The organism is Halobacteriovorax marinus SJ, from assembly GCF_000210915.2.
In the GTDB taxonomy this organism is placed as follows: domain Bacteria; phylum Bdellovibrionota; class Bacteriovoracia; order Bacteriovoracales; family Bacteriovoracaceae; genus Halobacteriovorax; species Halobacteriovorax marinus.
On sequence record NC_016620.1, the window covers coordinates 2366247 to 2387266 of the forward strand.

At 37.0% G+C, this 21020-nt stretch carries 19 protein-coding genes; 10 read left to right on the plus strand and 9 right to left on the minus strand.

From position 1 onward, the window contains the following. The first annotated feature begins 103 nt into the window (after positions 1 to 103). Entirely contained in the window at positions 104 to 2575 is a 2472-nt protein-coding gene (locus BMS_RS11190; protein WP_044557543.1) for a U32 family peptidase, read from the plus strand. On the opposite strand, the gene BMS_RS11195 is transcribed toward BMS_RS11190, so the two are convergent. Further along, positions 2572 to 4587 (minus strand): CocE/NonD family hydrolase, encoded by a 2016-nt coding sequence (locus tag BMS_RS11195; protein ID WP_014244932.1) that lies wholly within the window; start codon positions 4585 to 4587, stop codon positions 2572 to 2574. The two genes, BMS_RS11190 and BMS_RS11195, sit on opposite strands and share 4 nt — an antisense overlap. Before the next feature lie 366 nt (positions 4588 to 4953). Here BMS_RS11195 and BMS_RS11200 point away from each other — a divergent pair, with 366 nt between their 5' ends. Further along, entirely contained in the window at positions 4954 to 5235 is a 282-nt protein-coding gene (locus BMS_RS11200) for a hypothetical protein (RefSeq protein WP_014244933.1), read from the plus strand. On the opposite strand, the gene BMS_RS11205 is transcribed toward BMS_RS11200, so the two are convergent. The 5 genes from BMS_RS11205 to BMS_RS11225 all read right to left on the minus strand — a co-directional run bounded on the left by BMS_RS11205 (position 5232) and on the right by BMS_RS11225 (position 10128). After that, entirely contained in the window at positions 5232 to 5642 is a 411-nt protein-coding gene (locus tag BMS_RS11205; RefSeq protein WP_014244934.1) for a DUF4402 domain-containing protein, read from the minus strand. The two genes, BMS_RS11200 and BMS_RS11205, sit on opposite strands and share 4 nt — an antisense overlap. Then, positions 5639 to 8146: a hypothetical protein gene (locus tag BMS_RS11210; RefSeq protein WP_014244935.1), complete on the minus strand. Its 2508-nt coding sequence runs from the start codon at positions 8144 to 8146 to the stop codon at positions 5639 to 5641. The genes BMS_RS11205 and BMS_RS11210 overlap by 4 nt, the downstream gene beginning before the upstream one ends. A 2-nt stretch (positions 8147 to 8148) precedes the next feature. Next, positions 8149 to 8859, minus strand: a complete 711-nt coding sequence (locus BMS_RS11215; RefSeq protein WP_157868279.1) for a fimbrial biogenesis chaperone — start codon at positions 8857 to 8859, stop codon at positions 8149 to 8151. A gap of 196 nt (positions 8860 to 9055) precedes the next feature. Beyond that, complete coding sequence (locus BMS_RS11220; RefSeq protein ID WP_044557547.1) at positions 9056 to 9550, minus strand: DUF4402 domain-containing protein; 495 nt, start codon at positions 9548 to 9550, stop codon at positions 9056 to 9058. A 161-nt stretch (positions 9551 to 9711) separates the two neighbouring features. After that, positions 9712 to 10128: a response regulator transcription factor gene (locus tag BMS_RS11225; protein WP_014244938.1), complete on the minus strand. Its 417-nt coding sequence runs from the start codon at positions 10126 to 10128 to the stop codon at positions 9712 to 9714. Between the two features lie 77 nt (positions 10129 to 10205). Here BMS_RS11225 and BMS_RS11230 point away from each other — a divergent pair, with 77 nt between their 5' ends. Continuing rightward, a complete protein-coding gene (locus BMS_RS11230; RefSeq protein ID WP_014244939.1) occupies positions 10206 to 11054 on the plus strand; it encodes an ATP-grasp domain-containing protein in 849 nt (282 codons plus the stop codon). On the opposite strand, the gene BMS_RS11235 is transcribed toward BMS_RS11230, so the two are convergent. After that, entirely contained in the window at positions 11044 to 11592 is a 549-nt protein-coding gene (locus BMS_RS11235; RefSeq protein ID WP_014244940.1) for a hypothetical protein, read from the minus strand. The genes BMS_RS11230 and BMS_RS11235 overlap by 11 nt on opposite strands. After that, positions 11592 to 12362, minus strand: coding sequence for a nitroreductase family protein (locus tag BMS_RS11240; protein ID WP_014244941.1), 771 nt, complete (start codon positions 12360 to 12362; stop codon positions 11592 to 11594). The genes BMS_RS11235 and BMS_RS11240 overlap by 1 nt, the downstream gene beginning before the upstream one ends. A 45-nt stretch (positions 12363 to 12407) precedes the next feature. On the opposite strand from BMS_RS11240, the gene BMS_RS11245 reads away from it, so the two are divergent. From BMS_RS11245 to BMS_RS11255, 3 genes are read left to right on the plus strand one after another with little or no spacing between them, the layout of a single operon-like run. Further along, positions 12408 to 12761: a hypothetical protein gene (locus BMS_RS11245; protein WP_044557548.1), complete on the plus strand. Its 354-nt coding sequence runs from the start codon at positions 12408 to 12410 to the stop codon at positions 12759 to 12761. Continuing rightward, positions 12758 to 13915, plus strand: coding sequence for an MFS transporter (locus BMS_RS11250; RefSeq protein WP_014244943.1), 1158 nt, complete (start codon positions 12758 to 12760; stop codon positions 13913 to 13915). Before BMS_RS11245 ends, BMS_RS11250 begins: the two co-directional genes overlap by 4 nt. After that, positions 13893 to 14555, plus strand: a complete 663-nt coding sequence (locus BMS_RS11255; protein ID WP_014244944.1) for a metallophosphoesterase family protein — start codon at positions 13893 to 13895, stop codon at positions 14553 to 14555. Before BMS_RS11250 ends, BMS_RS11255 begins: the two co-directional genes overlap by 23 nt. A gap of 45 nt (positions 14556 to 14600) precedes the next feature. Here the strand turns inward: BMS_RS11255 and BMS_RS11260 are convergent, their stop codons facing one another. Continuing rightward, the gene (locus tag BMS_RS11260) at positions 14601 to 16391 is read right to left on the minus strand and encodes a L,D-transpeptidase (RefSeq protein WP_014244945.1); all 1791 of its coding nucleotides are present in this window, start codon (positions 16389 to 16391) and stop codon (positions 14601 to 14603) included. 255 nt (positions 16392 to 16646) lie between these two features. On the opposite strand from BMS_RS11260, the gene BMS_RS11265 reads away from it, so the two are divergent. The 4 genes from BMS_RS11265 (at position 16647) to BMS_RS11280 (ending at position 21020) form a co-directional block, all read left to right on the plus strand. Continuing rightward, positions 16647 to 17399: an endonuclease I family protein gene (locus BMS_RS11265; RefSeq protein WP_052590668.1), complete on the plus strand. Its 753-nt coding sequence runs from the start codon at positions 16647 to 16649 to the stop codon at positions 17397 to 17399. Positions 17400 to 17518: 119 nt separating this feature from the next. Further along, entirely contained in the window at positions 17519 to 19114 is a 1596-nt protein-coding gene (locus BMS_RS11270; protein ID WP_014244947.1) for an ABC transporter substrate-binding protein, read from the plus strand. Continuing rightward, complete coding sequence (locus tag BMS_RS11275) at positions 19114 to 20130, plus strand: ABC transporter permease (RefSeq protein ID WP_014244948.1); 1017 nt, start codon at positions 19114 to 19116, stop codon at positions 20128 to 20130. Before BMS_RS11270 ends, BMS_RS11275 begins: the two co-directional genes overlap by 1 nt. A 5-nt stretch (positions 20131 to 20135) precedes the next feature. Beyond that, positions 20136 to 21020, plus strand: coding sequence for an ABC transporter permease (locus tag BMS_RS11280; protein WP_014244949.1), 885 nt, complete (start codon positions 20136 to 20138; stop codon positions 21018 to 21020).

The window sequence follows — 21020 nt, forward strand, 5'->3', positions numbered from 1 at the left end:
CTTCCTGAGTTAAGTATTATATAACAAAATCAAAAGCTTATGTCGTGTAATTCTTTTCATTTCCATTGTGTTTTCCCCCACTCTCTGCTACTTATTCCCCCTTATGACAAAGAAACCAGAACTTCTACTTCCTGTTGGAAATATTGAGATGTGCAGGGCCGCCATTCACAATGGCGCCAATGCAATTTATGTAGGTATGCCTGAATTTAATGCTAGAGGTAGAACTACAGATCATAGCTTTGAACAATTAGAAGAAATTATTCAACTGTGTCACCTCTACGGGGTGAAAGTTCACGTGGCCTTTAATATCGTCATTTTCCAAGATGAACTTGCAAGAGCGATAGAGTTACTACAGAAGCTACTTCCCCTTGGCCCAGATGCACTAATAGTCCAAGATCTAGGTCTAGTAAGAGTTATAAAAGAGATGGCACCATGGCAGGAAATTCACGCCTCTACTCAAATGACCATTACAAATGAGTTGGCCATTGAATTAACTAAAGACCTGCAAATTGAGCGCTACGTTCTAGGTAGAGAAAATAGTCTAAGTGAAATAAAAACGATTAAAGAGAATACTGATAAAGAAATAGAAGTCTTTGTTCATGGAGCTCTCTGTGTTGCCTATTCTGGACAGTGCTTTACTAGTGAAAGCATTGGAGGAAGAAGTGCAAATAGAGGTCAATGTGCCCAGAGCTGCCGTTTTGAATACGATCTCATTGTCGATGATAAGAAAGTTGATCTCATCGATCAAAAGTACTTGGTCTCACCTCAAGATTTATGTGGAATTAACGAAATCGAATCACTTAAAGAACTTGGTGTAGACTCACTCAAAGTAGAAGGTAGACTTAAGAGTCCTAACTTTGTTGCCAGTGTAGCAAGTAGCTATAGAAAGGCCATTGATAAATCTAAATTTACTAAAGAAGATATTGAACAAATGGCCATCAGCTATTCTAGAGGATTTTTTCCAGGCTGGCTTCACGGAGTGAACCATCAGGAATTAGTTGATTCAACATTTGGTAGTAATCGTGGATTAAAAATTGGACAAGTTCAAGAAGTAAGGAAGAGCTCTATTGTCATTGCTTCCGATAAAGACTTAAGCAATGGAGATGGCCTACTCTTTGCCAGTACAAATCGTGAAAAGAAACTAGAACTTGGATCTATGATCTACGATATAAAGTCTCTAAAGAATAGAAGATTTGAAATCTTCTTAGCGAAGGATTTTAAAACACAATCTGTTCAAGCAGGATTCAATGTCTATCAAACCTCATCACCTTCACTCACTAAAGAATTAACAAAGTCATTTAATGATAGAGAAAAGCTTTTAAGAAGAGAGATATCTATCTCACTAGATGCGAAGGTGGGAGAAAAATTACAACTTACGGCCTCTATAGATAAACAAGAAGTAACTGTACAAAGTGAATCAGAACTTGAAGTCGCAAAGAATGATATTAACTTAGATAATATTAGAAAAGAGCTATGCGCTCTTTCATCGACACCCTTTAAGTGTCAAACTCCAATCATTAATATATCTGAAAACTCTCCTTTTATCGCAAATAAAGTATTAAAAAATCTAAGACAAAGAGCAGTTAAAGAGTTGAGTGAAAAAATTCTCAAGCATGACTTGGGAGAAGTTCTCTCGGCAAAGCTACCAGATTTAAGTGAGTCATTTAATCAAAGAGAGAGTAAAATAAGGCCTCTCTTAAGAGAGTTAAGTCAACTTGAGGGGCTCATTCCTCTATTAAACTCTAATCCAAATATCAAAAATAAGATTGAATTCATTATTCTAGATTATGAATTTGGAAAAGATTATAAAGAGTCATTAGAGCTACTAAAATCTGCAGGTATAGAGTCTGCTATAGCAACAAATAGAATACTAAAACCAAATGAATACCACCATCTAAAAGTCTTAACGAGGCTAGCACCTGACTATGTCTTAGTGAGAAACTTAGGAGCACTACAATTCTTCAAAGAGAATGCGAGCAATTTAAAACTCATCGGTGACTTTAGCCTAAACGTTACAAATTCAATCACAGCAGATTACCTCTACTCTAAAGGACTAATGACTCTAACACCAAGTTACGACCTCAATAGAGATCAGTTACTGTCCATGGTTAAACATAGTCAAAGAAAGGACTTCGAAGTCACTATTCATCAATACATGCCAAGTTTTCACATGGAGCATTGTGTTTATGCTGCCTTTCTCTCAAACGGTAAGTCTTTTAAAGATTGTGGGAAACCGTGCGAAAAACATAAAGTTGAGCTCCACGACAGCTTTGGAAATAAACACTTTATTAAAGCTGACTCGGAGTGCAGAAATACAATGTATAACGCCGTTGCGATTTCAGCGCCTACATTACTTAAAGACTGTTTAGAAATAGGTGTCTCGCGCTTTAGGATTGAGGCTCTACATGAAGAGAGTTCTGTTATCTTTGATAAGCTTAAAACTTTTTGTAAATTACTTGAGAATGAATTGTCTCCAAGTGAAGTTAACCTTCACTTAGGTCTCCATGAAAACTACGGCCTTTCTCAGGGACAAATTTTTAAAGAAGATACTTATGTAGATAGAAAGAAGAGCTAGTTTAGCTCTTCTAATGCAGCATCCATATTCTCTATCGCTTCTTTCATCACTTCAACATCATTATTTTCAACAGCAATCTCAACCTCTTCAGCTTCTTCTTTTTGAACTTCTACCTCAGTTTGAACTTCTAACTCTACTTTCTTATCTAAGATTTCAAAAAATCCTGCACTTTCATTTCTTGTATAATACTCTTGTCTCTCACTTGAAAATAGATCGAGAAAAGAATTTGTTTCTAAAGATAATTGTATAAAGATGCTCTCTCCTGCTGACACAGTAAAGGACATAGGAGGAAGCACAAGTGAAAATTCCCCCTCACTACTATCTTCAAAGTAAATAGAGCTTCTACTAATTCCATAAGTCATATAGTGAGGAACTTCCCATGCTCCCTCTTTTGAATAGAAGAGTGAAGCAACAAGTGAAGACTTAAAAAGGGAGCTCTTTGCTTTTAACTTTAATTTAAGTGGACCATTTACGACAATTTTCTTATCTGTCGCTACGGTGAAATATGTCTCACCTTTTAACTGAGTTCCTCTTCGATTCGTTATCGGGCTCGTATCCATCTGTGGAACTTCTATGTTGATCGAATTAAACATCTCATCAATTTTCGAAGTCGGTTGTGAATTAGAAGTTAGAGTTCGATACTCTTTCTTAAGCTTTGAAAACTCCAAGTTCATAAATTCATTACCAAAACTAGTTTCTAGGAAATCGCCACAACCGTGTCCACCATGGTGGATATAGAGATAATTATTTTCTGGATACCTACCTTCATCAACTAAGTACTTATGGCCCAGAATAGTATCACGACCATCTTGATCATTATTAGTACCAGCAACATGGAAAATAGGAATATGACTCTCTTTTAACTCGTCCAGAATTGAGCGCTCTAACATATATTCATTTAAACTTCCTTTATCTCTGGCATTAATTAGATCTTGCCAATCAGCAATATCTCTTCCGTAGAGAATATTATCAAACTGAGAGTATGGAATACCTTGTTTGACAAGATAATTAATTTTCTCTGCAAAGAGATTAATATCTTTATGATTCTCTCTCTCTGCGACATAGGCCAAGAGAGAGGACTCAACTGTTTCTGCGGCAGTGAAGGAATCTGTACTAGCATTTGCTGGTGCACTACAGGCAATTGTGTAAAGTAAGCCTTCTGCATTACTGGCAGCAGCAGCGAGAGCATTATATCCATCATAGGAAACGCCAAAAGAAAACACAGAACCATTTGAGAAGGTTTGATTTCGTATCCAATCGATAGTTTCTTTTGAGTCTTGAATATTTTTTTCGTGCAACCATTTAAAGTTTCCACTCGAAGCATGCGATCCTCTATTGGATTGAATGACTACATTGTGGCCTTGAGTAATAAAACCTGCAGCCTTAGTTAAATAATAACCGAAGCTTTCAGTATGTAGATATGGAGTTTTTATGAAACCGACTCTAGAGGCCTTATCATCTTTAGAAAATACTAATGATGATATTCTCTCTCCATCACTCATCTTAACGTATCGATGATCAATATTCATATCATCACCTGATAGAAAGTAGTACTCTACAATTTTACCACTCTCATCAACTCTAAAGAGTCCGTAGAGAGAGTGAGGGTTTGAGAGCTTAAACTTAATGATAAAAAGTGGGTTATAATCAAATACAATTTGTGTCGATTCGCATACATTTGAGAGTGAGAGTATATTCTTCATATACGCTTCAAATTGCTGAAACTTAACTTTCTTTGAGAAGTACGCATCAAAGAGAAATGGGTTATCATACGAGCTTGTTTGAATCATCTGACATAAGTCACGACTTAGGTTACTCACGTATTCACCAGATGATTTCTCTTCATTATTTAATTTAAATGCTGCTTGCTGATTAGCACTCACCTGCTGGGCCTGTTGCATATTAAGGTATTCAATTTGAGAAATCTTTCTTGTGTATTCAAAGTCTTTTTCCTTCTTTGAACAAGAAACTAAAGTCAAAATCGATAAACAGAGTATAAGACTCTTCTTCATTACAAACCTTCTTTAAAATGAGTAAAACATTAGATAAGAAGCAAGAATGATGCCGCCTACAACTCATTGTTAAGTCGTACTAGAAAGCAAGAAAGTGTCTAAATTTTAAACAGATGAGTTAACTTGAAGACAGTCTTTGAGTTTGTAACTCCCCTAAAAGAAGTTATATTGCCAATTCAATCAGGCTATATTTTCATTTCAATACCTTAGAGTTGAGTTAAATCCTATGCATAAAGGAGGGAGAAAAAACTTTACTTTCTTAACCTCTGCCATATTCGCACTATATAGAAATCAAGTATGAAGGCATCTTAAGCTCAAAGAGAAATATATGAAATTTAACCTCGAAACTGGTTCAAAGTAGTAGATATGAAAGTAATTATAGCGATGGCCATTATTTTACCATTTCTAAGCCTCAATACGATGGCGGCGTCTTCTAGTGCCAGGGCCACCCTTTTAGTTACTGAACAGGTAAAGATCACTGTAATAGAAAATAAAGATTCTAAGAGGGTTATAACTAAAAATCGTATTCAAGTGATGCCTCATAGAATGCTTACAATTCAATACGGCAAAGATTCACAGACAATTTCTTCAGGGGAAAATGGAATCATCTCTAATGATAATAAGAAAAGTAGCGACATATTCTTTTAATAAATCACATCAATAGTAAATGAACCGGAATAAGCGCCAGGGGCTTTATTTACACCAATAGCGTTCAACGTAGCTCCGACTTTGACAGTTTGCTTACCTTTAGAGTTAAGTAAACCATTCGCTCCAGCAGCAGGTCTTGATTTAAAATTTCTGACCTTTATCTTTTGACTCCCGTTACCACCTAGATATATATAAGCTTCCGTAGGCAAGAGAATGGTGTAGGATGTATTCTTATCGCCTTTAACTAGGAATCTTGCATTATTCGGTTCACTACCCTTGGGAGAAATGACTTTCTTAGGGTCTCCTTGAACTAGAGTACCAAAGTCGAGATCTCTCTTATTTGTAACAGAGATGGGTTTTGAATATACCGAAAAACAAAATAGAAATATCAATATTCTATAGATCATATTCTAACTCCTTCGAGAAAGAGGCTATCTCCTTCCTTTGGCATATTAAAAGTCTTTTCAAAGACACGACCATCACAATCATCACAAATAACTTTTAAAGTATACTTTCCAGGCTTAATTCCTCCTGAATAAAAGTATCCATCTTTATCAGCATGTATTCTCTTTAATATTTTTCCATTCGACACAAGATTAGCAGTAATCTTCTTTCTTTTATTCCCATCGATGAAATCAATCTCTCCTTCTATATCACCCTCGATCTGTAGTGGAAACTCAACGCTCGCCGTTTTGCCTACCCTTCCCCAAACTCTCTTCCCTAAAGTCTTAGGCCTTAAATATATATTTTGTATATTTGTTAAACTTATTTTTATGTCGGTAGGACTAAAGGGCTGAACAAAACTAAAGAAGGCATAACCTGTATGATTGGTGCTCTCTCTTTCATTTCCAGATAAGCGATAGAATTCTACATCTCGAATAAGCTCTTCATTATCATTTCTAATGCCATCACCATTTAAGTCATGAAAGGCAGATGCCTTTATATTTGAGTACTCTGTAGTTCTCTTATTATATAAATTGATTCCAGTGTCCTCATCATAAACAAGTCCATATGAGAGATTAACTCCTGCTCCATAATCACCTTTATTCCCTACATCTAGACTTACCCCAGCAAAGAAGTTCCTAAATCTTCTATCAGCTCTAAATCTTAGATTAGTTGTACTTTGCTCATAGGCATAAACCAATGCAGATGAGTAACTATTCTTCTTTCTATTTGAGAATGTATAACTAAGCTCACTATCCCTCAGTCCTTCTTTTCCCCATCTATTTTTAAATTTAAATGAAGATTTACCAAAGTTATATCTAGTGAAGATTTCATTGGTAAAAATTGTATTTTCAACGCTCATAGAATTTGAAATATAGAAATTTCGAATTGAAAGTGAGATGCGATTTAGAAAATCTGTATAGTTATCATCAATTCCAATTTTCTTCTTATAACTTATTCTATTAAATGTTTGTAAATTTTTAATAAATCTTAAAGGTAGTAAGAAGTTTGCATTCCACGAATAATCCACAGGGTTGGAATGACCTAGAATGCTAGATTTAACTCCACTATTATTGATATAGGACAAGTTTGTATTAACACCGAGAGTATTAAATTTAAGCGCTGTTTCTATGGCCCTATTCTCGCCATCATTGATATAATTTAGATCCAACAAAGTACTATTTAAAAATGTATTGAGCGATCCACCAAAATAATTAGTAGTAACTCCAGTTGTATATTCGTAGGATTTTACAGTATTGAGTTCAAACTGAACTCTCTTAAATAAGTTCTTTGAGAGACTTAAGCTATAATTCTCTTTATCATTCTCATCAAAACCATAAGCTCCTGCTACATTTACTAATTTGTCTGCTTCAATAAATGCGTCAGTTATATTAAGATTTTTACTTTCATACCTTCTCTCACCTTTTGGTCCATAGAAGATAAATTTAAATCTATTCATGCCATAATACAGATCAACACCATTAAACTCATAGCGCTGCTTCTCTGCTGTTCCAAGCTCCCTTGCGATGAGAATATCATTTTGATAGAGCTCAACTTCCCAGTCTTTTTCTAAAGGTCCGGAGAAATCTTCCTTTGTAAAATTTGATGCCTTATAAAGAGAGCGATTTGAGAAATAAATCCCTGTAAGTTTTTGTCCTCCTCCTACTAAGTTCGTAGTAGGAAGATTGAAGTTCACTACTTTAACTTCACTTAAACCAACATCACCAAATATTCTATTTCTATAATCATTTCTCTCAAGACTTAGCCAAAACGACTCCTGCTTCCTATCTACTCCTCTATAATCAGTATAGAGCTCAGACTTTAGAAATTCTGCAGAAAGTGATGTCTCATGCCTTATGGCCCCTCTAGAATCTCCCGATTGAGATCTATAAATATCTCCCGAAATATCTTGATCAAAATTGAATCCATCAATCCAGTCTCGCTCATTTTTCTCTACCGGGAAGATCGCTCTACGCTTGGCCTTACCTATTTTTCTCTCACTCCTCTTCTCTTTTTCCTCTGGTGGAAATAGACTGTGATACTCTAGTGTCATTGAAGAGCTAAGTGAGTCGATTTTTATTTTAATATCTATTAATTTTTCAACTACGGGAGTACTAAGCAGAAGGTAGTCCTCTAGAGGGATAAAGTCATTACACTCAAACTTTTCTTTTCTATTTTTTAAATAAAGAACGCATTCATTTAGATCAATTTTGTAAACATTACTTTTTTTAAAAATGAATCCCTGAATTACTCTCTCATTCTTATTGTACTTATAATTTGCACCAATAGAATCAAATAAATCCTCCAGCGGAATATACCACTTATTGGATTTACTATATGTAATAAGACCTTCATCCAAGATAAAATTACTTTTAGACTTAATGAGCATAATTCTTTCATAGTTATACCACTCTTCACTAGCGTGAGTTTGCATAATTGAGAATATGATCAATAAGAATAGTTTCACTTTCAGAGTTTAAAGCTATCTTTTGCTACAGGTTGTTTGGCAAATTCATTTTCGTAGAATCGTATTTCATAGACTCCACTCCTCTCCTTAAAATCTTCCATTTTAAAAGTGAATCGTCTCTCTGGAATATATGAACTGACTCCATTTACAATGGCGACCATCTCTTCTTTTTTATCGCCAACTCTAAAGACTTTAAAAGTTCCAAAGGGAAAGATTGCTCCCTCTTTTTTCATAACGACATTAAAGTAATTTCCATCTTTATTTTTAGAGATTGAAAAATTCTTTAAATCAACTTTTCCATCAACATTTCCATGGGTATAAATAATTGGAACATTGATCGCAATTCTTGCATCAATCTTCATCATAACTAGATTGTCTCTCCCACTACCGCTCTCATCTTCTTTCTTGATAGGTTCAAATCTAATGTGGGCCCTATAATCTCCCGTGGAGAGACTCGCAGTCTTTCTAACCATAAAGCGCACTACTTGCTCGTCATTTGGCGCTAAAGTAATCCTACGAGGAGAGAACCTTAAGAATTCAATAATCGAGTGCCCACTTGACCCCGGATCTTCAACCTTCATCATTTGCCCATCAAATGATTGTTTGTAATAAACTGCGCTCAATTTATAGGTTGTTTTAAAAGTGGATTTATTTCGAATTGTTACAGTTGCAACCTTTGTTCTAGTCGATAATTTAATCTTTGTTGGAAACACCTGTAGACTAGCTCGGGAATGCATAGAGAGCAGAAATAATCCGGTTAGCCATAAAAATCTTAACTTCATTAACTTCTCCACTTTTTCAAGTACTTACACATGATTATCCGTAAAAATTGGCTCAAATGTAAGGGGGAAATAAAAAACCCCTCACTAGTAGTGAGGGGCATAAATAACTTCTATTTTTCTGTAAATCTTAGTAAACAACGTCTACTGTGAAGTTTGCAGAGTAGTTACCTGCAACTTGAGTTGCACTAAGAGCGTCTCTTGTTGCACCTACATTTAGTGTCTGTGCCCCAGAACCGTCTAGAAGTCCATTGGCCCCTGCCGCTGGAGTAGAAACAAATGAATTTACTCCAATTTGCTCATCCGCTGTAGCACCTGCACCAGTAATCATAGTAACAGTAGCATCGGCCGGAAGAGTGATTGTATAAGCTGTATTGGCCTGTCCTGTTACAGCAAACTCAGCAGCTGTACCATCACCAGGAGCCACTGTTGAAGCTGCATCACCTTGTACAGATGAACCAAAATCTAGGTCAGAGACCTGAGCAATATTAATGGCCGCTGTTACTACAGCAAGAGCTTGAGCTGTGTCTGAAGCGGCCTTAGTCACGTCTACTGACATAAGTCCAATAGTTGATAATCCTAGAACACAAGCTGCTGTAGAAAATTTCTTCATCGTCTTTTTCATCATTCCCCCTAATTTAGAATGGTTAATTTTCTTAATTTCGATACAACTCTATCGGTTAAGAAAATTAACTCTTGAGCAATTTTAACATCTTGAGGGATTATTCTTTAAGAATCTTTAGGAATCAAGTAGTTGTAAACCTATAAATAATATTTAACTACTTACTAGCTGGCCTTGGAACAAACATAGAGAGTGAGCTGTTTCATGGTCGTTTTACTATATGGTTTATTGATGAAGAGAATTTTATCAGTTGGTCCAAAGATCTCTAAATAGTCCTCCCAACTATATTGTTGAAAGGCCGTGCAAACGATAAATTCAGTCTGAGGATACTCTTCTCTAATATGTTTAATAGTTTGAATACCATCCATACCAGGGGGCATTCTAATATCCATTATGACAAGAGAGTATGGCTCTTTATTGCGATAAGATTCCCTCACCTTCAACACACCAACTTCACCTTGAAAGCAGTGATCAAGTTTAAATTGCATTCCAAAATTTTTTGCGTTCATGGTTTCAATGATCTTCTTGTAGAGTTCATGCATTTCTTCAGAATCATCTACCATTAAAATTCTATGTTCCATTATTTAATTGTCGCTTAAATTTAGTTATAATTCCTCTAAATTTAATATAAAAATAATGAAAGTTTAGGAATTCTAGTATGATAAAGATCGCCATTTTAACTTGTAATGAAATAGATCCTCTCGCCTGTAACGATGATCATCAAATTATTCCTTACTTACAAGACCAAGGAATTGAGGCAGTTGTTAAGGTTTGGAATAGCCCCAATGAAAATTGGCAAGATTTCGACTTTCTCATTATTCGATCAACATGGGATTACTGTGAAAATATCAGTGAATTTAATAAATTCATTAAGAGTGATGAAATAAAGAATAAGATTTTTAACTCTCCAGATATTGTTTTAAATAATTATAATAAGTCCTATCTCTTAGAATTAGAGAAAAACCATTTTGAAATTATTCCAACGACAATTTCCCCTCTAGATGAGAGTGTGATCAAGAGTTCATTTGAAAAGTTTAATACGACGAAGCTAATTGCCAAGCCATTAGTTGGCGCAGGAGCCTCAGGAATTACCGTACTCGAAGAAGGAAGTTTATCTATTCCTAAATCTGAGCAAGAAATGATGATTCAACCCTTTCAAGAGAGTATTGTAAGTGATGGTGAAGTCTCACTTATTTTCTTTAACTCTAGATTTTCTCATGGAATTTTAAAGCTTCCTAAGGAAGGAGACTTTCGTTCTCAAGAGGAATTCGGGTCCAAGATAGTAAGTTTCACTCCCGATAAAGAACTTGAAGACTATGCTAGAGAAGCACTACTCTCTATGACTAAGGAGAGCCTTTATGCAAGAGTTGATCTCTTAAAAAATAGTGAAGGACACTGGCGATTAATTGGTGAAATAGAACTTATAGAACCGGCCCTATACTTAAGTTTTGACCAACAATCTCCAGAGAGATTTGCCAAAGCTATCTCCAAGAGAGTTAAAGGGTAATAGCAATTATTTGAGTGCGCTTGATTTTGTCGATCTTATCGCTCCAGCGCACTCCTTGAATTTCATCATTAGAATTTACCTGCAAGAAAATATCCCCCTCGCCAACTCCACTTTGCTCCCTAGTATCACAAGCATGAGGAGTCTTTGTGCAATCAAATACTCTCACTCTTCGAAGACTCTTCTTTGTACTCATTTCAAGATCAATGACTATCGCCATATGACCAGTGTCACCACTTTTTGGAACACTATCTTTTCTCCAGCAAAGAATATCTCCCACTTCAAGCTTGGAGTAATGACTTTTGAATTCAAAGTGATTCCTTACATAATCGTAGAACTCATAACTTTTAAAATACTTCGCCTCACCAACGATATCTTTATATAACTTTGGTCTTTCAATTGAGAGTAGTGACGAGAAGAAAGATGCGCAGTCGCAATGGTAGTCACCAGAGTAGGAATAAAATAGACCACCTCTTTTAAATGAAGTGGTCTTAAGACTAGTTTTAATTTTAAATATAGAATCTAAAAGAGAATGGATCATTATTCTAAAATTTTAATAAACTTCTTTCTATCAAAACGAATTTGCTCTCCATAAATTCCTTTCTCTGATCTCTTTCCTATACTGATAACCATCACAAAGTGAGCACCACTTCCTAGATGTAGTAGATCCTTAATTCGCTTAGAATCTGCTCCCTCCATTGGACAAGAGTCATACCCTAGGGCCCTAGCGGCCAACATAATATTTTCACAGGCCAGAGCTGTAGACTTTGAGGCCCAAGTAATCATCTGAGCATTTGAAACAGGCTCTCTTGGAACAACCTTCTTAAGTCCCGTAATAAAAACAGCAAGTCTTTTAATAAGCCCAAAGAGACCAAAAGGACCTTGCGAATAAGCTAGTGGAACTAATTTCTCGTAATAATTCTTAGCGGCATCTGGGACACCTTCAGCGCTATTGAAAATCTCTAACATTTGCTTAGCATTCTCTCTCCATGTATCTGTTCGAGCAATACACACAATGAGCTCAGGCGCTGTAGCAGCAGCAGGTTGAGAAAGGCAGGCCGAAACGAGTTCTTTTTTCTTCGTTTCATTCTTTACCCAGTAAAACTCCCAAGGTTGAAGATTTGAAGAGTTTGGTGCAAGAAGAGCAGCATCTAAAATTTTTTGCATATCTTCTTCTTTAACTGGATCATCTTTAAAGACGCGCACACTTCTTCTGCTTCTTAAAACTTTAAAGAATTCTTCGCTAATTATCTCTTGGGCCTCTTCTCTGTAGCCTGTATCCTTTACCTCTGAAAATATATCATTTCCCATTATTTTTCCTTTTCTTTGAACTCTCTTCTATATAGAGTAAGTTTTATGAAAATATTATTTATTTCACTATTTATTTTATTTGGAACATCCATCCAAGCAAAAGATAAGTTTCTTTGTAGCGCCCTTACCCTCTACAAATATAGATCATTAGTGCCTAAAACGGAATTCGATAAGGTTAAACATTGCACTTATTCTTGTATTATGGCCAAGAAGTGTGGAGCATTAGAGTCTTGGTCAGTTGGAATTGCAAAAGAAATTGCTGACTTACTCGGCATGGGAACTCCAGATCTAGAGGATATTGCTGCCAATAAATTAGGAATAAGGCTCTCTAAGAAAATTGATCACATCAATGAATGCCTCCCCTCTTGTCGGGAGTTATACGATAACGGTTATCTATGAATTGGAGACTCATTTCCCTGGCCTACTTAAGCCTCTTTGCACTCTCCCTTCTAGATAATGGTAGATCTCCAACCTATAATGCAATTCTAAAGGATTTAAGTCTAGGCCCTGCTAAGGGTTCTTATATATTCTCTATCGCAAGCTTCATAAGCCTCATAGTGAACCTCACGGCCATTAAGTGGCTCCCCAAGCTAGGTCCTGTCGTCTCAACTAGAATTGCTCTCTCTCTAATGGGAGTGAGCGGATTATCTATGTACTTTACAGGAGTCTGGGTCAGCTATACTTTTCTCATTATAAGCTCTATTTTTCTTGGACTAGGTCTCGCTATCTGTACAATAACCATGAATGTCCTAGTCATAAATGGTGCAACACTTAGTGCCCGTAAGAGACTCTTCTCAGGACTTCATGCCATCTACGGATTCTCATCACTGTTGGCACCTTTTATTCTAAGCTTTCTTATTAAACTGGGTGGAGACTGGAAGGGATACTTTCTCTTAAGTGGTCTCATCGCTTTCTTTGTCATTATTCTCACCTCTAAAACAAAGACACTTCCTCCTAAGAGTGAGGAAGAAGTGAAATCCAATCAAGATGTTGCACTTAAGTATAGAGTTGTCTTTGGACTACAACTCGGTTCTTATGTTGCAAGTGAAATCGCCCTTTCAACAAGGCTTCCCTACTACCTCAATCATACGCAGGGAATAGATGAAGTAAGTGCAGGCTATTACCTCAGCCTCTTCTTTCTTGCTCTATGTGCGGGAAGATTACTTTTTTCATTGAAGAACTTTAATTTTAAGAATGAACATCTCATTGCTTTTTCTCATATCACAACTCTTATTTCATTCTTTCTAGGTTACTTTATTCATCCTCTCTTTCTCTCACTCTGTGGACTAACTATGTCTTATGCATTTCCTATGGCCATGGACTACTTAGTAGAGGTCTTTCAAAGAAAGAGTGACTATATGATTACTTCTGTAATGACATGGATTGGAGTGATGCTAGCGCTGATGCACTTTCTCTTTGGTCAAATTAATGAAGTCTTTGGAGCTAAGATAGCGCTACTAATATGCCCGGCCCTTACAATTACTTCTCTTATGTCTCTCATTATTTTTAATCTACAAAAAAGGAAGCTTAATGAAAGTAGTGGCCATTTCTGACACTCATCAAGCCTATTTAGATAATATGCCTGCTGGAGATATTCTGATTCACTCAGGAGACTATTCTCTTTTGGCTAAAAACATAAAAGAAACAAATCCAAGTCTCATGGAAAGTGAGTTAAGAGATTTAGCCGCTTGGTTTAAATCTATTTCTCATCTCTATCGCCATATGATTTTGGTACCAGGAAATCACGACTGGATATTTGAGTGCGACTACGATTTCGCCTGCTCAATTCTTGAAGGAGTGAGCGTTCTCAATGACCGATCTATTGAAATTGATGGAATTAAAATTTGGGGAAGTCCTATTAATTTAGAATACAGAGACTGGGCCTTTAATAGAGCGGCCGGTGACGAAATTTTAAAACATTGGAATGCTATTCCAAAAGATACGGACATACTCGTCACTCATGGACCACCTCTTGGTATTCTTGATCAGGCCTACCCTCAAGATAATAGTCCCCTTCTCGGAGATATTGATCTTTTAAATACTGTTAAGAATTTAAACTTAAAGGCCCATATCTTTGGCCATATACATGGCTCTCATGGAACAAAGGAAGAATTTGAAACTTTATTTGTAAATGCGAGTATTATGGATGAGAGTTATAGCCCAACTTTTAAGCCAATCACTTTTGAAATTTAAAAAACCAGAGAGATAATATTTTACCTCTCTGGCCTCTTCTGTTCTTTAGAATCTGTAAGAGAACTCAATATTACGACCTTGATTTTTCTTAATCGTAACTTCGTTCTTGCCGATACTGATGTCGACTGGAGCACTAACTCCCTTCTTAAAGAACCTCTTCACAAACCTTTTAACTTTAGACTTTGAAGAGTTCAGGGTTTCATTCGAAACAACTAAATCCCATTCATCATCCCCAACTGGCGTTAGTACAAAGTTTGCAAATACCCCAATACCTAACTGTAATCTAATCGTAGGATTATTATTTCTTTCAACTTCTGTCCCAGTAATATATAGGTCAGAAATTTCAGTACTAAAGTCTTCTTCTTCAAAGCTTAAATCGGCCTTTCCTCTAGCATCTACCTTAACAGAGTCATAATAAACAACTCCTGAATTATCATTCTCTGGTTGATCCTTATCAGCGATATAAACTGCAAGAGACTTATCAATACTCTTATCCATAATCATATAGTCAGGTGCGATTTCATCTCTAAAACCACCCTTACCAATTTTCTCGTGCTGAGGGTGAGCATAATCTTCTAAAAGACCTGCATCAACATAGAGCACACCTTTCATTTTGGACTCGTCAACTCTATAAACGTTACCAGTCGTATTAGTCTTTGCTTCATAAGAACCAAGGTCCTCACCATCAGTGAAGTTGAACATTGTTGGATAAGTATCCATAACAAATGTCCCCTCTTCTAATCTTCTATTCATTGGAATATTTCTACTCTCAACCTTTTCTTTATCAGAAGAGAAGTTCTTAGTAGAATAAGCATTATTCTTAGTTAAGATATAACTCCAATGATTCGTCTTCTTAGCATAATTAGATCTATGCCCATCAAGAAGTGCTTCTTTAGCATAGACTTTAATGATCGGAGTCCCTACAGGTAAGATCTCTCTTAAGTAAGCAATCGCCTCATTATTCATTCTAGAACAACCAGAACTTCTTGGATTAGCAAAAATATTTGTAAACGTTTTCTTAGTCGCTTTAATCAGGTCATCTTTATCTGATCCCCAACCTACAGTTCCGTGTGTCCACTGCGAATGATGGTTAGGACCAACCCATGCAGTATACCAACCGAAAGCTCCTCTCATATCACCTTTTTTCTTTCCACCAACTTCTGGCATATACTTATTCTTAAACCATTTTAAGAATGAAGATCCCGCCTCAGGTGGCATTGGGTAATTATCTTGATACCAAGATGGGTAGTGAGCGGCATGATCCTGATAGAATTTCCACCAATCAGTTATTCGGTATGAACCAACATATGATCTCGTCTCTTTTGTATCTTCACCAATGGCCATCTCTGTTTCCATAACCATTTTATTGAGACAAACATTCTTTGCATCACATGACTTCTCATAAACTCTAAGTCTCTCAGTCGCCAAGTTTTGGATTACAAAGTACTTACCATTAAAGTCTTTATAGTCTTCGATTCTGTCTAATAAATACTTGAAAGAAACAAAGTACTTATTTGCTGTTTGAATATTGTGATATCTCATGGATTTAAAAGTCACTTGCACATAATTTTCTTTACCTGCAATTCCCTCTAAACTAACAACAGTCACTTTATCGTGTCTTGAAAGTAGACCTAAACGATTACCATTCTCGTCTCTTACAATAAGAGCGGATGTTGTGTAATAGTTATTTCCAACTTCAACTTCACTTAGTGAAGTCATGGCACCCATCATTGTTTCATAGGCGGCATTACCAGTATTAGGATACTTTTCATTCCTTCCCCCACAACTCGTGAGAAGAACGCCAGACACGGCCAAAACTAAAAGGGACTTATTCATAGATGTCTCCTGACAAACGCATAAATTAAACTTTTACTGGCTTAAAATACATAATTCGACACATCGCATCAACACAATACGCCTACTCATGTAAAGATTACTTAATCTAACTAGCTGAAATAACGATATAAATAAATTCATTTACAGGAATCCTTCTGGGAAACTAATAGATATTATTAGAAATAATGAAAACTTTCCTTGAAATTCTATGGCAATAGTCCTAGATTCGATGCACCTCACAAACTAGGATATTTAGTGAAAAGTATTGCCCCTATTTGCGCTCTCTTAATACTCACCTTGGCCTCTGGAAATTCATATGCCAGAAACCAATCTTGTGAAGCAACTTGGAAGAAGCTCACCTCTTCAAAAGAAATAAAAGCAAAATTTAAAAAGCTTATTGGTATTTGCGATAGAGATGCCAAGAGAATACTAGGCCCAATGAGCCGACAGTCTAGAAGTTTAAGCTATAGATCTGCTCGTGAGAAGATGTTTGGAGCAGTAGATAACCACGGCGGAAAAGTATGTTCTGTGTACTCTAGTGAATGCCTTCGCACCAACTCTATTCCAGACCACAGAGTAATGAACGCTGAGCACACATGGCCTAAGAGTAAGGGAGCGAGTAAAAAGCCTGCTGTTAGTGACCTTCACCATATCTTTCCTGCAAACTCTGAGGTAAACTCTATTAGGTCTAGCTACCCTTTCTGTGAAGCCCAAGAAGTTAAATGGACAAATAATATGTCTAGCCTTGGAAGCGTGAGAGGACTTGGAACTTGTTTCGAACCACCAAAAGAGCACCGTGGCAATATTGCCCGCGCCATGTTCTACTTCTCTGTGAGATATAGCCAATCTATTAAAGACGTCGAAGAAAGCTTCCTAAGAAAGTGGCACTACGATGACCCAGTGGACCAAAATGAAAAAGATCGAAATAGTGAAATTCAACGACTCCAAGGTAACTCAAATCCATTTATAGAGCAGCCCGGTCTAGTTGAAGTTATTGAGAATTTTTAGATTCCAAAAAATTTAGATAGACCCTTCGCATCGACAAGTTTTCACACAAAAATTTGTCAAGCCCTCTTCTTTACAGGTAATATCACTCTTCATACACAAAATTGAGAGAGGTATTATCCATGAAGAAAATGGCAACATTAATGGCCTTTTGCGCACTTCTAAGTTCGTGTGTAAAAGAAGGTCCAAGCAAGAAAACTTTTGTTTACTGTTCCGAGGGAAGTCCAACGGCATTCAACCCGCAAATCACAACAGATGGAACTTCTAATAATGCTTCCGCCCATACAATTTATAACCGCCTTGTTGAGTTTGAATATGGTTCAACAAAATTAGTTCCTGCCCTAGCTGAGTCTTGGGATATTTCTGAGGACAAATTGGCCTATACTTTTAAGCTAAGAAAAGGTGTTAAATTCCATACAACAAAGTACTTCACTCCTACTAGAGAGATGAACGCCGACGATGTGATCTTCTCGTTTGATAGAATGAGAGATGAATCTAACCCTTACTATAAAGTTAGTGGTGGAACTTATGAGTACTTTAATGGAATGGATATGGGTAACCTTATCAAAGATATTATTAAAGTAGACGAGCACACTGTTAAGATTACTCTCACTAAGCCAGAGGCACCTTTTCTAGCGAATATGGCAATGAGCTTCATGAGTATCCTTTCAAAAGAATATGCCGATCAATTAATTAAAGAAAATAAACTTGGAAATATTGATAATATTCCAGTTGGTACAGGACCATTTGTTTTCAAGTCTTACCAGAAAGATAATATTATTAAGTTTGAAGCATTCAAAGATTTCTACGGAGAGAATGCCAAAGTAGATAGACTTGCTTTTGCAATTACACCTGATGCTTCAGTTCGTTACCAAAAGTTAAAAACTGGTGAATGCCACCTTATCATTGAGCCTTCACCAGCAGATTTAGATTCAATGAAAGAGAATAAAGATATTACTCTTCTAGAGGGTCCAGGTCTAAACGTTGGTTACCTAGCGATGAATACGCAAAAGAAGCCTTTTGGTAATTTAAAAGTTAGACAGGCCATTAATCACGCTCTCAATAAGCCTGCATATATTGATGCGATTTACTTATCTCACGCTAAAGTAGCTAAGAACCCTCTTCCTCCAACAATTTGGTCTTATAACGATGCTGTCGTTGATTACGATTACAATATCGAAAAAGCGAAACAACTTCTTAAAGAAGCGGGATATCCAAATGGTTTTGAAACAGAAATTTGGACTCTACCTGTAACTCGTCCTTACAACCCTAACGGTAAGAAGATGGGTGAAATGATGCAAGCGGACTTAGCTAAGATTGGAATCAAAGTGAAGCTCGTTTCATATGAGTGGCCAACTTACTTAAAGAAGTCGTCGGCCGGTGAACACGCAATGGTTCAACTTGGTTGGACGGGTGACAACGGTGATCCAGATAACTTTCTTTACACACTACTTGGTTGTTCTGCTGTTGAAGCTGGATCAAACTATGCTCGTTGGTGTAATAAAGACTTTGAGTCACTTGTCGTAAAGTCAAAGAGAATTACAAATATTGACGAGAGAACAGAACTCTACAAGAAAGCACAAGTGATCTTCAAAGAGCAGGCTCCTTGGGTTCCAATCGCACACTCAATTATCTTCAGGGCCATGAGCAACAAAGTTAAAGGATATAAGATCGATCCACTAGGTGGAGATATCTTTAAGACTGTGGAACTTAAATAATGCTAAAATACATTTTAAAGAAACTCTTAGATCTAATCCCTACATTAGTAGGGATTTCTATACTCTCATTCATTCTTATTAGACTCGTTCCAGGTGACCCTGTCATGTTAATGCTAGGTGAAAGAGGAGCTGATCCAATCGTCTACGCAAAAATGCAAAAGGCCCTAGGTCTAGATCTACCAATGCATGAGCAGTATATTTCATTTGTTAAAAAAGCGTTCACCGGAGATCTTGGAACAAGTATTGTCTCTAAGAGATCTGTAACGAGTGAGTTCTTTTCTAGATTTCCTGCAACACTTGAGCTTGGAATCTGTGCTATTTTCTTTGCGGCCATAATTGGTATCCCCTTCGGTATCCTGGCAGCAGTAAAGAGAAACTCCTTCTACGACTACTTCCTAATGGGAAGCTCTCTAGTAGGTTATTCAATGCCTATTTTTTGGTGGGGACTTATTCTCATACTCTTCTTTTCAGTACAGCTTGGAATCACTCCAGTTTCGGGAAGAATCTCAATTATGTACGATGTACAAGTTGTCACAGGCTTTATGCTTATTGACACTCTCCTACCACAGAATATTGCAAACGAAGGACTTGGACCATTCTTTTCAACAATTAGTCACCTCTTACTTCCGGCCATTGCGATGGGAACAATCCCACTAGCAGTGATGGCGAGAATGACAAGATCAAGTATGCTCGAAGTTCTTGGAGAGGACTACATCAGAACTGCGAAGGCCAAAGGACTTCCCCTAAGAAAAATCATTGGTATTCACGCCCTAAGAAATGCCCTCATACCTATTGTTACAGTAGTGGGACTTATTTTTGGTTCAATTATTACTGGCGCAATTTTAACGGAGACTATTTTCTCATGGCCAGGAATTGGAAAATGGCTTGTGGCCAGTATCAACGCTAGAGACTATCCCGTAATTCAAGGTGGGGTACTCTTCATTGCCACAATGATAGTTCTAATAAACCTAGCAGTAGATTTTATCTACGCTATCGTTAATCCAAAGATGAGATAATTGAAATGGAAAATATATCAGTAGAAAAAATTGACCACCCATTGGTAGAGTTTTGGCAACAATTCTCAAAGAATAAAGGAGCAATCTTTGGACTAGCGATTATCGTAATCTTTACTTTAATTGCACTACTCGCTCCTCTCATTGCACCACACTCTCCTACAGCAATAGACCCTGAGTTTCTAAGAGTCTCTCCAGCATTTTCAGAGGGAGGAACATCTAAGTACTTCTTTGGAACAGATGATGTGGGTAGAGATCTACTTAGTCGTCTTATTCACGGTGCTCAAATATCTATGCTTATTGGATTTTTCGTCGTTATCATCTCCTGCGCTATAGGAACTTTTCTAGGACTTATATCTGGTTACTATGGTGGATGGGTCGATAGACTCATTATGAGATTCATAGATATTCTTATGGCCTTCCCATCTATTCTCTTGGCCATCGTTGTAGTTTCTGTTATGGGCCCAGGTATTTCTAATGCCATTATTGCTGTTGCTATTGTAGCAATTCCCGGCTTTACAAGAATCGTCAGAGGTTCTGTACTAGCAGAGAAGAAGAAGCAATATGTAATGGCATCAAAAACATTTGGAGCAAGCTCTTTTAGAATCATGTTCTTTGAAATTCTTCCAAACTGTATGGCACCGCTCATTGTTCAGGCTTCACTAGGTTTCAGTGATGGGATTCTAAATGCAGCTGCACTAGGCTTTCTTGGACTGGGAGCACAAGCACCTACACCTGAGTGGGGAATCATGCTCGCCGATGCCAGGCCATTTATTGAGAGTTCTCCTTGGATGGTAACACTACCAGGGCTTTGTATTCTCTTTGCCGTATTAGGATTCAATCTCTTTGGAGATGGACTTAGAGATGCACTAGACCCAAGGCTAAAGAGGTAA

Coding starts and splice junctions, on each gene's coding strand:
- BMS_RS11190 (WP_044557543.1), top strand. CDS start 104: ATGACAAAGAAACCAGAACTTCTACTTCCTGTTGGAAATATTGAGATG.
- BMS_RS11195 (WP_014244932.1), bottom strand. CDS start 4,587: ATGAAGAAGAGTCTTATACTCTGTTTATCGATTTTGACTTTAGTTTCT.
- BMS_RS11200 (WP_014244933.1), top strand. CDS start 4,954: ATGAAAGTAATTATAGCGATGGCCATTATTTTACCATTTCTAAGCCTC.
- BMS_RS11205 (WP_014244934.1), bottom strand. CDS start 5,642: ATGATCTATAGAATATTGATATTTCTATTTTGTTTTTCGGTATATTCA.
- BMS_RS11220 (WP_044557547.1), bottom strand. CDS start 9,550: ATGAAAAAGACGATGAAGAAATTTTCTACAGCAGCTTGTGTTCTAGGA.
- BMS_RS11225 (WP_014244938.1), bottom strand. CDS start 10,128: ATGGAACATAGAATTTTAATGGTAGATGATTCTGAAGAAATGCATGAA.
- BMS_RS11230 (WP_014244939.1), top strand. CDS start 10,206: ATGATAAAGATCGCCATTTTAACTTGTAATGAAATAGATCCTCTCGCC.
- BMS_RS11235 (WP_014244940.1), bottom strand. CDS start 11,592: ATGATCCATTCTCTTTTAGATTCTATATTTAAAATTAAAACTAGTCTT.
- BMS_RS11240 (WP_014244941.1), bottom strand. CDS start 12,362: ATGGGAAATGATATATTTTCAGAGGTAAAGGATACAGGCTACAGAGAA.
- BMS_RS11245 (WP_044557548.1), top strand. CDS start 12,408: ATGAAAATATTATTTATTTCACTATTTATTTTATTTGGAACATCCATC.
- BMS_RS11250 (WP_014244943.1), top strand. CDS start 12,758: ATGAATTGGAGACTCATTTCCCTGGCCTACTTAAGCCTCTTTGCACTC.
- BMS_RS11255 (WP_014244944.1), top strand. CDS start 13,893: ATGAAAGTAGTGGCCATTTCTGACACTCATCAAGCCTATTTAGATAAT.
- BMS_RS11260 (WP_014244945.1), bottom strand. CDS start 16,391: ATGAATAAGTCCCTTTTAGTTTTGGCCGTGTCTGGCGTTCTTCTCACG.
- BMS_RS11270 (WP_014244947.1), top strand. CDS start 17,519: ATGAAGAAAATGGCAACATTAATGGCCTTTTGCGCACTTCTAAGTTCG.
- BMS_RS11275 (WP_014244948.1), top strand. CDS start 19,114: ATGCTAAAATACATTTTAAAGAAACTCTTAGATCTAATCCCTACATTA.
- BMS_RS11280 (WP_014244949.1), top strand. CDS start 20,136: ATGGAAAATATATCAGTAGAAAAAATTGACCACCCATTGGTAGAGTTT.